Genomic DNA, 13,065 nt, shown 5'->3' on the forward strand with positions numbered 1-13,065 from the left:
GATCGGGTACGGGAAGCGACACCAGCCTTATTTTCTTCCCATCGAAGTGTGACTTATTTGTACATCGTGAATACTGTATTTTTCGTTTGCTGGACTTCCCAGTTGACGACATCATCATAGCCGAGGCCTTTTGCCTTCTGAACCATTTGCTGCTTCAATTGGTCGAATTCACTCTGATCCTTGGCAAACATCATCTTCCAGGAGTACTCCTTGATCACCTTGCCAACCTGGGTGTGCTTCAGCTTGATATCCGAAGGCTCTTGGGCCGACGGTTGTCCGTTGAAGAACGGTTTCGTGACCGCAACCTGGTTATTCTTGACAAACAATTCCTTCGAAGTGGTCACGCCCATCGCTTCGCGCCAACTCTTCGTCACGGGATCCGGGTTAGCGGTCAACGTCGAATTCCACAGGTTGGAATCATACGGTGCCCCGGTATTCGGATTGATCTGAGATGTGGTAAGCGTCGAATTGTTAAGCTGGGAAACACCGTTCCTCCAAGTTCCGCCGCCATATTGCACCGGTACCGGGGTGTCGCCGTTAGTCGTCGCCTTCTTGCCGAAATCGGTCAATACCGGCTTGCCATCCTTGCCGATATCCCATGCGAGGCCTTTCGGACCGATGTTGGTTTCCTGTACGCCATCCGGCGAGAACAACCAGTCGACGAATGCCAGTACACGCGCAGGATCTTTCGCATGGGAGCCGATCGACCAGATCAATGAGCCGCCGTAAGGATTGAAGCCAGAGGAGTACACTTTCTCGTCCTGGAACGGAACAAGCACAAATCCTTTGCCTGCAGACGTATGATCCGGTGTATTATACACGTTGGAAATCCAAGGGAATTGAGAGAAGAGCACTTGGCCGTCCTTAAATTTGTTCGAAACATCACCGAATTTCTGAGTCAGGGAGTCCGGATCGAGCAGTCCCATCTGATTAGCTTTGAAGTAGAACTCGAGTCCTTGCATATAGTAGCTGTTATCATCAAGAAAACCCTGATATTCCGGCCCATCGGCTTTGGTAAGAATCATGTCCCCGGGATTGAATGTGTCGCCTTCTGCATAGCCATAAAACTGTGCTGTAACTTTAGCCAAGGTGGACCAATCTCCATCCCAGTCGGACCACAGCGACATTCCGTACGTTTTTTTGCCGGAATCGCTCTTCGGATCCATCTCTTGCATCTTCTTCAGAATCGGCAGATAGTCGTCAAGCGTCTTGATTTGCGGGCTGCCGAGCTTCTGGTACAAATCCCAGCGGAGCATCGGTCCGAACGTCATGTCCGCCCCTTCACTCGGGCCGTCGCCGGTGCCAACGTTATGCCCTATGCCGTAAATCGCGGTGCCTCCGCCGTATTGTTTCTTGTTCGCATCAAGTGCCTGAGCGGCGTACTTCTCCAAATTTTTGCCGTATTTGTCGAGCAGGCCGTCTTTCGTCCAGTCGAGAATCATTCCTGCTTTGATCGCATTCTCATAATCCTTGCCGCCAAGTCCTACAACCAGGTCGCCGAGGTCGCCGGATGCCATCTGCGTAGCGATCATTTGAGCGCCGCCTGACAGGTTCGGTGCGACGATGTTCAGTTTGATATTAAATTTATCCTTGATCAACTTGGCGAACCAGCCCTGCTGCTCGCCGGCATAGTTGGCCAAAGTATCGAATACAGTCAAAGTCATTTCCGGTTGCTTAGACCAGTCCGTTATGATTCCGTTATCCGAAGCACTCGCTGTTCCCGTACTGCTAGTGGCACTGGGCGAGCTCGTATTGCCCCCTCCTCCGAAACTGCATGCCGCGATAACCATCATTAGGCACACAGGAGCAGCGAGAAAGGTCCATTTTTTTTGCCTAGGCATACTGTAAAGCCTCCCTTTTCATATTAACGGCTTTTACTTTACTTTAAGGCGCGCAATGTGCGCCGAGAAATCCGGAATTAACCGATTACTCCGTTGCAATCGCTCACAACGAATGAACCACCTCCTTGAAAAAGTCAGTGCTTATCAGATCGGTACGCTACCCTTTAACCGCGCCGATCATGAGACCTTTCACAAAATACCGCTGAAAAAACGGATAGACGAGCAATGTCGGAATCACGACAATCATCGACACCGTCGACTGGATTGAAGTCGGCGTCGGCTGCAAAGCCAGATTAGCCACCGCTCCTCCCCCGCTCATCGCTTGTTTCATGAGTTCGGCGACAGACAAAGCCTCGTTCAAGTATCGATACAGAATGAACTGAAGCGTGAAGAGCTTCGGATCTGTCACAAGAAACAGCGTGTCTTGGAACTGGTTCCACTGGCCGACGGCAGAGAAGATCGCGATGGTAGCCAGGATCGGCTTAATGAGCGGCATAACGATCTTCCAAAAGATCGTTAAGTGTCCCGCCCCGTCGATCTGTGCGGACTCCTGCAGGGCAATCGGCGTCGACTCTACGTATGTTTTGACCAAAATAATGAAGAATGGGGATACGATCCCAGGCAGAATATAAGCAAGGAAGTTGTTGGTTAGTCCGAGATTGCGCATCGTTAGGTACCATGGAATCAGACCGGCGTTAAAGTACATGGTTACGATAATGAATCGGTACCATATCCGGCGCCCCCACATTTGATTCTTCGTGAACAGGAACCCAAGCAAGCCGGATGCCGCAACCGTCAATGCCGTGCCAATCACGGTACGTCCGATCGATACGATTGCAGCCATTCCCAGGCCGGGAATTTGAAAAACATGCTCATAGTTGGACAGCTGGAACCCCTTCGGCCAGAACATGACCAGCCCTTTACTGCTTATGTCGTTGTTGCTGATCGTATTGATAAACAAATAATAGAACGGAAAGAAACAGGCTAATGTGAACAAGCCGAGCAGCGTGTAGTTTAAAGCGTCGAACAAGGTAAATCTTTGCCTGGTCGCCATGGGTCTCTTCTTCCTTTCTCTCTCGTCTTAGATGATGCTTTGGCCGCGGATGAGCTTGGACATGCCGTTGGCCGCGAACAGCAGGAACAGACTGACGATGGATTTCATGATGCTGACGGCGGTTGCAAACCCAAAGTTGGAGTTCCCCATGCCAATGTTATACACGTACAGATCGAGCACTTCGATATGGTTCATGTTCAAGGCATTGGCGAACACAAAATATTGCTCGAGCCCGTTATTGATAAAGTTCGCAATCGACAAAATCAGGAGCACGAAGTACGTCGGGATGATGCCTGGCACCGTCACGTGCCAGACCTGGCGGAAACGGTTCGCACCGTCTACTCTGGCCGCTTCATATAATTCCGAATCGATGCCCGTAATGGCGGCGATGTACATGATCGCGCCCCATCCGAGCCCTTTCCACACTCCCCACAACGTCATCACGAGCCACACGTGATTGTCGTCGGCGAGGATGTTCGTCGGCGAACTAATCCAACCGAGGTTCATCAAAAAGTGATTGAGAAAGCCGTTGTTAACCGAGAACAGCATGAATGCGAAGGAATAGACCAATACCCAGCTAATAAAGTTCGGCAAAGTCGTCAAGGTCTGAACGATCCTCTTGAACTTCGAATTCCGTACCTCCGTCAGAAGAATCGCTAAGATGACGGGAAGTATCGAAGTCACGATGCCAAGTGAACTAATGGCGAACGTATTCCGCAGAACCCGGAACATCTCAACCCGTTGAACCTTATCCGATACCATAGCAGTAAACCATTGCAACCCGACGAAGTCCGTTTTCGCCAGCGGAATGCCCGGTTGATAGTCATACAGCGCGTAAATCCACCCGTAGAGAGGAAAATACGAGAATAAAAATACGAGTACAAGAAAGGGCAACGCCGTCAAGAAGAGTGTATATTTATCCTTGATTTGGAACCGCTTTCTTATAGGCGCAGAATTCGCAGTTTCTGTAAGGCTGGTACTCATCTTAATCCTCCTTGGTTTATTTATCTGTCTGACACTCATTATAATCAGGAATGAAAGCGCTATATATATCAATAACCCACTCGAGTATCAAAATCTAACGAACTTCCTATAGGGTGGTTCATAAGTTGATTAGAACCATGGAATACCATAAAAATTTTAATACTCACTTTAGGAGGAGCAATCATGGGAAACATAAGCATTCGAAGTTTGAAAGAACTTTAAGTAACAACATTACAGGGGAATTGGGTAAAGCGAATAAACACTGAAGTGCTCTCGGCTTAAGCAGCTGAGGGCACTTTTTTATCTCCCCCAAGCTCAATCTCCTCGTCGTATGTAACCACCAGAAGAAATCCGAACGCCGTATTTCTGAATGATTTCGTCCCACCGTGCAGGCATTCCCTTAATGGCAATCTGATCATTACCTTGACCAATCCAGCTGGAGTTATTCTTGTCCCCCGACAATCGATATGTTCTTGTCCTTTACGGCAATCGGTACAAGTTCTTGTCTTTTCTTCGGGACAAGAACTTGTACCGATAAAACAAAAAAAGCCACTAAAATAGCGGCTTTCATTGGGACCATGTTCTTGTCCCTCGACACAACTGAGCTCGTACAAAAAAGAGAGCATGGAAGGGTGAATTCCAGCTCTCTTCATTGGATCAACGATAATTGATCCGTTTATCTATTTAACGCCAGGATTGGGTGAACGCGCGAATTACGCTTTGAACGTATATCCGGGTTTCTTCCTCGATGTCTCCTTCCCCCGAACGATCCAGATGCTTCAGTGCATTCTCCAACTGATGAACCGCTTGTTCGAGGCGGCCCTCTCCATAGTGAAACAGTGCTTGACGGATTGCATTAGAAAGCTGCTTCGACAGCGGGTATTGTATCTCACCTTGATCGATTCGAGATTCGATTAATTCCGGCAGCAGATCCGGCGTGACCGTCTCCATATAGGTTATGGATGCATCATCATAATACGCCTTCGTCATCCATAACTGGGAACAGAAAAAGACCAGCCTGACGTAAGCTGCATTCTCCGGAGCAACGGTGCTCATCTCAAGCTGCTGCCATTTTCCGTTTCCTGCGGTAATTTGAAGCGAAGTCCCGCCGACTTGCTTATGGTTGGCATCATAGTAATTCAATGAAGCGAGGGTACGTCCTTCCTGCAAGTAAACCTGGAATCTCGCCGAATACGCCGTACCCGGTTTCACGGGAACGGAATCGGATGCGACCGCAACCGTTTCCGTCGTGGAAGTATCCGTTATCTTCAGGCTACTCGGCCCGCTTACGGTCTGCTCATCACTCAGCCCAAAAGACACGTTTGGCGTTATATTAAACAAGGAGCTCCAGCCCGGGATCACGCCGGAATCAAGAGGCTGGTCAAAGCTTCCGTTCAATAGAGGGAGCTCGATCGGGATGTGAACAGCTCCGCTTCCCTTCGTCACTTCGATTTTTTTAAGTAATGTATCATCTGAATAATAGATATGCCCGTCTTCGCCAAGTGTCATCAATTGCGTTGACGAGAGCGTGACCGCAGCTTCCGGATCTTTTGGATCGACTATGGTTATCCTGCCCGCAAGCGTCGTGAACATGTAGCCGTCTTCGCTCCACCGGATGTGAACCGGACGCCATCTTCCATAATTGGATACGGACGGATAAATATTGGCGCTTTTCACGATATCCATTGTCTCCGGATCCATGGCGAAGATCGTCCCATCCGCCGCTGCCCAGAGCAATCCGTCAGGACCGATACTTAGTCCGCCAATCATGTTTGGTTGAACGGATGCACCCGGGATGGCGGGAACGAATTCTTGAAGCTTCCTTCCACTGGCGATATCCCATACAAATATTTTGGCCGCTGTCTCCGTCGGATCGATTCCAAGGCCGCCAGCTATGGTAGTCGAACCGTAAAGCTTTCCGTTGTGGACGGCAAGGCCGACGATCGACTGGTTGTGTACAACGTCCTCATAGACAGTAAATCCTTGTTCAGGACCGCGTGACGGATCATACACGGTCAGCGAGCCGCCGAGTTCTCCGTAGTCCGGAATCGTGCCAATAAACAGCTTACCTTCGCCAGACGTCATGGCGAACGGTCTGTCCTCGTGAGGAATTTTATATATCGCCTTCGGATTGACTCCATCCTGAATCGGCTGGTTCACATCCAGCTCCCGGATGTAGCCTCCCGGATAAAGACCGAAGTACATTTTGTCACCGAGTGCAGCCATGCCTTCCGCCTGTCCTAAAGAGAAGGTTTCAATTTCACCGGAAATCGGGGAATATGCAGCCCCTTTCCCACCCGGATAACCGCTCATATACAGCTTGCCGTCCGGCCCTTTCTCCAGCGTCTGAATCGGAATCGGATTACCGGAGAACGGGTAGGTAACCGACTTTACCTTCTTCGTCTCCATATTCATGTAAGCCACCGCTCCCGACCACATGACGGTAGCCAGCGATTTTCCCGGGAGTTCCGGATCGTTCGTCATCTCGACCCACGCGGTATTGCGAAGGTAGGTGGTATATTCGATTCCGGTGTCAACCGCGTCCATTGTGATGAGATCGAGCTCCATCAACCGGTTGTTCTGTACGAAATATACTTTGTTGCTGCCCGGCTCGCCAAACGATAATCGAATTCCCTTATTGTCCAAAAAATAGGTATCACTCCAATCCCCGGCTTCAGTGTCATAGAACAGCAGAGCATTATTCCCTCCGCTTAAGCCAGCTACGATATACTTACCTGCTGCATCAAGCTGATACACTTGCGCAGTCTCCACCGCACCACCATATGTCGGTAGCGGAATTTGTTCCTTTTCCCCCGTATCCACGTTCACCTTTACAAGGCTTCCCTGAATACCGATACCTGCATATAGATATCCATTATGATAGGCTGTGGCCCGGGTATAACTTTGACCAGGCATTACGTTGCCGTAATCCTTCATCTCGCCGGTGGAGGGATCGTAGCGTCCAACCTTGGCATTTGGATAAGAACCGAAATATACCCGGCCCTGTTCGTCATACGTCAGTCCGTATACGACACTTTCTCCAATCCCGCCCAGGTCGCGCAGCTCCTTCGTTACAGGCGAATACGTATACAGCTTACCGTTACCGCCAATATAGACCGTACCGTCCGGCAGAGTGATATGCGTCCAGGAGCTTTCGGTTCCTTCAAGCCTGAATTTGCGCAGCACCTCCCTGCTCACCAGATCTACCACCTGGAATATGGCCGGCTTGCCAGTTACCGTCGTATACATGACATCTCGGCCATCTTCGTTTCCGAAAGCCGCGTCAAAAACAGCTACGGTCTCAATCGGGGAACCGATGGAGACCGGCTCTCCGAACGCTTTGTCCACTCGTGCATCTGCCGGAGCCGCGAGCCACCATTGCGATACCATAACCAACATGAGTGAAAGAATGGATATAGCGCTTCTTTTTGCGTAAACAATCCTTTTTGACATTAATGTAATCCCCCGTTTCTTATGATGATTGAAAGCGCTTTAAATTGATTCGTCAAAGGTTGGGACTATACATCTTTAAACCTGCTCATGCTCTAGTTCCTTTGCCTGGTACAGTAAAGATCATACGTAAATCTCGATCGATGTCAGGTTACTGCTCAATCCCCCCCTCTTGATCACGGCCATCACGATTGCTATCACCATGATCCTCATTTTATTGCCATTACGGTCATTCGCTCTGTGGTTGGTTAGTTTATTGTGCAATTCACCAACTCCAAGCGAGCATCAGACTTCGTAGGCTCTTTAGTATAAAAACCGCTTTACTTTTTAGTAAAGCTACATATTTCCATAGGCTGTTGATTTTCTGCTGCTGCCACTTACCTAACCCAGCGCATGAATCTATAAAGAGGAAAATGTTGTGTGGAAATTGCTAAATGGGTAGAAAATACATAAACGTATGAATGTACTGTCGTAGGTGATATAGTTAGATACTTATCTAATCGGTAATCGGCTCATGTTCTTGTCCATTACGGCAATCGGTACAAGTTCTTGTCTTTGACTCGGGACAAGAACTTGTACCGATATAACAAAAAAGCCGCTAAATTAGCGACTTTCTATGGGCTATGTTCTTGTCCCTCGACAGATATCATCATCACGTCAGGCTGGTGTGGATATTGGCCCTCCTTGGCCGGCCGGTCCTCCTGTTCGGATTCAATTAAGCGTTCGCCCCTCCTAGTCTTTGTGAATCGCGATGTTCCCCAAGGATGTCGCAGCGCGTCCCAAGTAGAACTTCGCATGGGTTGCCCGACTGTCGGCCGTTATCGAGGGATAGCACTCAACGATTATATTACTATCAATGCTTGCATCAAATGGAAAATGCTATAATATTCATTGATACTCCTTAATGGTTGTGAAGAATTAGAATCCTACACAATTTCTTGTCGTCCCTTCTCCGATTACCTGAGCCGTTCCGAACGACTCGGTTCCCTTCGACATCTCGACCGGTTCGCTGAGCTCCGCTTAACCCCTTTACGTTCCAGCGGAGGGTAATCACAGCCAAGTCCGCGTCGGACGGGTCCTTCCAGGTTACCGCAAGCAATCGGTATGAACAGGTATTAACGTAAGGCTCGAAACTGCCCTAGGGGGGATGACGTCCTTCAACACCGTTACTCTTGTTGTACTTCGGTTCCCTGCACCCGGAGGTATTACTTAATCTTTTGAGCGACTCGCATCCCAAGTAAAACAAATTCGGTACCGTCTGAAAAAGTAGAGAACACAACAGGTAGCCAATTCTCCCCAAAGAATGCAGCGAATGCTGTATCGGATACTGGTACGAGATTCGTCTCTAGCGGAGGTGCAAATCCTTTCATACCATCAACAAATTCCCCTACAAAGTATGGTTTACCGTTTCGTTCTGTGATGGAGATAACAATGCCTTCTCGCTTGTAACTGCCGATAAACGGTTTGAAATCTACAGAGATCGTTTTTTTGGGGGGAGCGAAGGAATCTCGCATTTTAATACCTGCAAGCTCATTTAGAAGTTCTTTAAATAAGGAAGAATAAAGCTGCTGTGCACCCCCACCATTCGTCAATAAGACGATCGCAACTCCTGATTCTGGTGCTACACGTAAAAAACCATACTGTCCGATCGTAGCACCATCATGACCGAATCCAAAAACGCCATCCCAATCATACAATGCCCATCCTAATCCCCAACCATCGGAGCTAAACGTCCATTTATCAACACAATTGACTTCACGTGTTTGCATGGCAGATATCGTCTCTGATTTCAAAAAATGAGTTCCATCAGAAGCTATTCCTCCATCTATATGCATTTTTGCTAATTGTACAATATCCGCAGCAGAAGCACAGAGAACACCGCCATAAGGACCAGATGAACGGGGTAATGGATTCCAAGTTGGACATGGTTCTGGCTCTTGACCTGGTAGTCCAATGTGACCTATTGCCGATCGAAATCGCAATACATCTTCTGGTAATGTAACGGTACGATTTAGTCCAAGTGGAGTACACAATCTATCCTTAAGTGCATTGTCCCAAGTTTGTCCTGTTACAACTTCAATAATACGTCCCAACACGTTGTATCCAACACTGCTATAGGAAATTGTCCTGCCGGGTGGACAATCCAAAGCTATGTTTTTACTGGCCTCAATATAAAGTGCTAAACAGTCATCACCACGTCCCGTATCATGGGTAAAATCACAGGTTAAACCGCTCGTATGGCTGAGCAATTGTCGAATAGTGATGGTTTTAGTAGCGATCTTATCTGCCGTTTCAAACTCTGGTAATACATCTATTACTGGTGCATCTAAGTCTAGTTCACCTGATTCAACCAATTTCATTACCATTGTTGCAGTATGAATTTTGGTTATCGAACCAACCTGAAATACTGAGTCTGTCGTTACCCTTACACCCGTTCCACGATGCAATATACCACTCGCCAATTCGTGAATTTCATCGTTAACAAGTACTGCTAATGATGCACCAGGAACATGATTAATAGCACGTAACTCATCGATACGATTTTGCCAATGGGCAAAGTCGAAATTAGCCATGTTGATTTTCTCCTCCTTATTGAGGTTAATAGTGGCGCCATTATTCAAAATCAAACCTCTCTAGTGATATTTTTGGGTGGAATACTGAAAGCTGAGTCATAGTCATTTACTCATTTAACCTTTTCAAAAGTGCTTGTAAACCAAAGGAAAATTGTTGATCTGGATTCACGTATTCAAGGTCTGACATCAAATTATGGAGAACGGGGTACTTGCTTCCGGGAATATCTTGCCACAATTTTGAATAAGACCCTTCTGGCTTCATACCAGAAAAAAGGACTGAACCTACATCAAGTAGCTCATGACCAATAATAAAACCAACCATACCATTTAATACATAGATCGCGTGAGCTCCATATATATTTGCACGTTGGAGAGTAGCAAGGAGACGTTCCAAAATGGACAGGGATGCAGGAGTTCGTAATGGACGTGATGCAAACAAAGGCAGTGCACGTGGATGTGCACGTAGGACATTACGAAAATCATGTGCAAATACCCATAAATCATCATACGGCGACGAATTTGATGTTTCTGGGAATGGTATTTGTAATAAAAGAAATTCAATAACTCCATCAAACAACTCTTCTTTATTTGCGATGTGATTATAAAGGGACATTGCTTCAACGCCTAATGCTAATCCCAGTTTCCGCATACTAAAATTTTCTAAACCTTCTTGATCAATCAATTGTAAAGCAGCTTTTAGTACCTTTTCCCGAGTTAGAGATCGTTTTCGATCTATTTTTTCCATATATACTTCTCCTTGTGTTGTTTGTACCTAAATACTTACACCATAAGTTTACATTGTAAGTTTATGGTGCAAGTATTTTGTTGTCAAGTCAAGAAAGTGATATTGCATGTATTATAAAATGCTAAAAACTGCATCTGTCTAAAAACTGCATCTGTAATGGGAATCCGTATCGGTACAAGTTCTTGTCATGGGCTTGGGACAAGAACTTGTACCGATAAAAGCAAAAAAGCCGCTAAAATTGCGACTTTCAATGGGACTATGTTCTTGTCCTTCGACAGCAGACCTTCGAGCCCTAATCAATTGTAACTTGCCTTGCGGCAAACTCTTGGGTAACCAATTTTACTCAAGATGGTAATTCATTATGGCTTCGAAAGCTCGTGTTGATGCCCACTCAGCTTGATTTTGTACTGTCCAAACGTTTTTTTTCTTTCATCTGAACTTAGATTTCCAGCACGTTGATAACCGAATGTAGAGATCCCATCTTTATCAATGGTCCAATCATAGACCTTACCTAAGGTATCAAACCCATAATAAAATCCATGCTTACCTAAATATTCTGAAGACCATTGTCCATTATTGTGTGTTGCATATTTCAAATTGGTTGTTTGATCGGCATCTTCCAAGCCACGTTGATACTGAGTTAGATAATAGACATTGCTTAAATATGTTTTTACCGACTTTATAGGCAACTTTTCAGTAGCTACTCTTGAAATCGATTCTCCATTTACCTGATATAAAATAAATTTTTGCGTTGTATTGTAGTCATAATTCAGATAGAAGTCACTCTTCTCAGTTTTGAACCAAATATCTCCAAGATGAACTGTGTTCTTGTCGTCATTTGTTACATGATAACTAAAGTCGTTGAACGTATAGAAATCATTGCTTACCCGTAATTTATTGTTCTCTTTTGTTACAACCAAATATTTATCACTATAAATAACATTCTTACCTTCGTAGGTCAGCCCATAGAGGCGAATTAGTTTGGACTCTTCAATCGTTGAAGTATTGACATCCCTTATAATAATAAGTCTATATGGCTGAGTTTCAGTGCTTTTTTGATATACTACTTTTTTGTTCAGAGCCTCCCCAATGTATCTTAGAGGAATATAGGTTGAGCCATTGTAGATGTTTGCAGGTACATCCATAGCAACGGTTTTACCGTCTATAATGATGTTTTTATTTTTTATTTTCATTAAAATTGTTTTATTTGAATACTGAATGCGAAAGGACTGACTTTTTGTATTGAAATCTACTACTGCACCAAATCCTTCAGATATCAAACGAAGTGGCACTAATGTTCTGCCATCTTTAACAATCGGTTTTACAGCCGATTCCTTTTGACCATTGATTAATGCCACGGAACTGTCCAGGGAAAGAACCATCGTGTTTTTAAAATCAGTACTCGTATCATTTTTAGTTTGAATACTCTCTGCTTCAATCGTACCCATTAAGGAAAAAAATAATGTGGAAGAAACAATAGTTAATAAAAGAAAAAGCTTTGACTTCATAAATACACCTCTCTTTTTGTATATTAGCTTTAATTTAACAATATATGTATAATCTGTATTATACACGTAATTTACTGGAATTACCCGAAAGTTACCGGCTTTCCAACTTCGACTCCCCGGAAGTCCTGGGCCCGAGCCACGTGCTTAGACTTAGCGATATTCACCCCGACTATGAGAGTCGTTGATGTGATTTGAGTTATTCGCTCGTTTTGAGTAGAATTCATGTAGTATTCTTTTTGGTTTTGTTTTGGTATCCGTTCGCTGGCCAGCTACCGGGATCCCAAAACAATTTTACCAAGGAGTCTTTTTCTTTCTTATACCTGATATTTCTGCGTTATAGAAATGCTGCCTGTTAGCTTAAAGAGCTTATCGGTAATCGGCTCATGTTCTTGTCCATTACGGCAATCGGTACAAGTTCTTGTCCTGGGGTCGGGACAAGAACTTGTACCGATAAAACAAAAAAGCCGCTAACATAGCGACTTTCAATGGGAATATGTTCTTGTCCTCCGACAAGCTTAGTTTTACTTTCACTCGTTCTACCTACCCGTTGGTATAAGTTGGCAGTTTCACTTAGCTTAGCTTAATAGCTCTTCTAATTCTTCAACTTATAAATGAATTTCATCTATAGAAATCCACTGGCACTTAAATTTGCTCCCTTGCCACAGTAGAAGAAATTCTTTTGTGGCAATGGCTGCCGGTTATGTGGCATGTTCGCAAAAAAGAAAAAGAGCCGAAACATCGGCTCATTTTTCTTTAACCCCATTAACTTTCCGATTAGCTCAAACCTGCTTTACTTAATCCATATGCGGCGTCTGCCGACCCAGGCACTTGTTTAAAGGCCACGTTGATCCGGTTCCAAGCATTGATCGCCATAACCGAGAAAGTCAGATCGGAGATTTCTTTCTCCGTT

General features: G+C 45.6%; 7 protein-coding genes and 1 pseudogene. All 8 read right to left on the reverse strand.

The annotated features are described in order from the left end of the window. Window positions 1–53: 53 nt before the first annotated feature. On the reverse strand, window positions 54–1,841 hold the full coding sequence (locus tag IAE55_RS04375; RefSeq protein ID WP_186382111.1) for an ABC transporter substrate-binding protein: 1,788 nt from the start codon (window positions 1,839–1,841) through the stop codon (window positions 54–56). Between the two features lie 157 nt (window positions 1,842–1,998). Further along, window positions 1,999–2,895 (reverse strand): carbohydrate ABC transporter permease, encoded by an 897-nt coding sequence (locus tag IAE55_RS04380; RefSeq protein WP_105442849.1) that lies wholly within the window; start codon window positions 2,893–2,895, stop codon window positions 1,999–2,001. 27 nt (window positions 2,896–2,922) lie between these two features. Next, window positions 2,923–3,879: an ABC transporter permease gene (locus IAE55_RS04385; protein WP_200631061.1), complete on the reverse strand. Its 957-nt coding sequence runs from the start codon at window positions 3,877–3,879 to the stop codon at window positions 2,923–2,925. A 684-nt stretch (window positions 3,880–4,563) separates the two neighbouring features. Beyond that, the gene (locus IAE55_RS04390; RefSeq protein ID WP_325168599.1) at window positions 4,564–7,227 is read right to left on the reverse strand and encodes an FIMAH domain-containing protein; all 2,664 of its coding nucleotides are present in this window, start codon (window positions 7,225–7,227) and stop codon (window positions 4,564–4,566) included. Window positions 7,228–8,534: 1,307 nt separating this feature from the next. Beyond that, window positions 8,535–9,902: a serine hydrolase domain-containing protein gene (locus IAE55_RS04395; RefSeq protein WP_200631066.1), complete on the reverse strand. Its 1,368-nt coding sequence runs from the start codon at window positions 9,900–9,902 to the stop codon at window positions 8,535–8,537. Window positions 9,903–10,008: 106 nt separating this feature from the next. Beyond that, a complete protein-coding gene (locus tag IAE55_RS04400) occupies window positions 10,009–10,647 on the reverse strand; it encodes a TetR/AcrR family transcriptional regulator (RefSeq protein WP_145164475.1) in 639 nt (212 codons plus the stop codon). Between the two features lie 359 nt (window positions 10,648–11,006). Next, a complete protein-coding gene (locus tag IAE55_RS04405) occupies window positions 11,007–12,155 on the reverse strand; it encodes a copper amine oxidase N-terminal domain-containing protein (RefSeq protein WP_200631068.1) in 1,149 nt (382 codons plus the stop codon). A gap of 86 nt (window positions 12,156–12,241) precedes the next feature. Further along, window positions 12,242–12,379, reverse strand: a pseudogene (locus IAE55_RS33725) (IS110 family transposase); the annotation flags it as partial. Between the last annotated feature and the right edge of the window lie 686 nt (window positions 12,380–13,065).

Origin of the sequence: Paenibacillus sp. S28 (assembly GCF_016624415.1) — a bacterium.
Lineage (GTDB): Bacteria > Bacillota > Bacilli > Paenibacillales > Paenibacillaceae > Paenibacillus_AQ > Paenibacillus_AQ favisporus.

What these genes read in the sequence shown, in the direction of transcription:
- IAE55_RS04375 (WP_186382111.1), bottom strand. Translation starts at nt 1,841, where the DNA reads ATGCCTAGGCAAAAAAAATGGACCTTTCTCGCTGCTCCTGTGTGCCTA.
- IAE55_RS04400 (WP_145164475.1), bottom strand. Translation starts at nt 10,647, where the DNA reads ATGGAAAAAATAGATCGAAAACGATCTCTAACTCGGGAAAAGGTACTA.
- IAE55_RS04385 (WP_200631061.1), bottom strand. Translation starts at nt 3,879, where the DNA reads ATGAGTACCAGCCTTACAGAAACTGCGAATTCTGCGCCTATAAGAAAG.
- IAE55_RS04380 (WP_105442849.1), bottom strand. Translation starts at nt 2,895, where the DNA reads ATGGCGACCAGGCAAAGATTTACCTTGTTCGACGCTTTAAACTACACG.
- IAE55_RS04395 (WP_200631066.1), bottom strand. Translation starts at nt 9,902, where the DNA reads ATGGCTAATTTCGACTTTGCCCATTGGCAAAATCGTATCGATGAGTTA.
- IAE55_RS04405 (WP_200631068.1), bottom strand. Translation starts at nt 12,155, where the DNA reads ATGAAGTCAAAGCTTTTTCTTTTATTAACTATTGTTTCTTCCACATTA.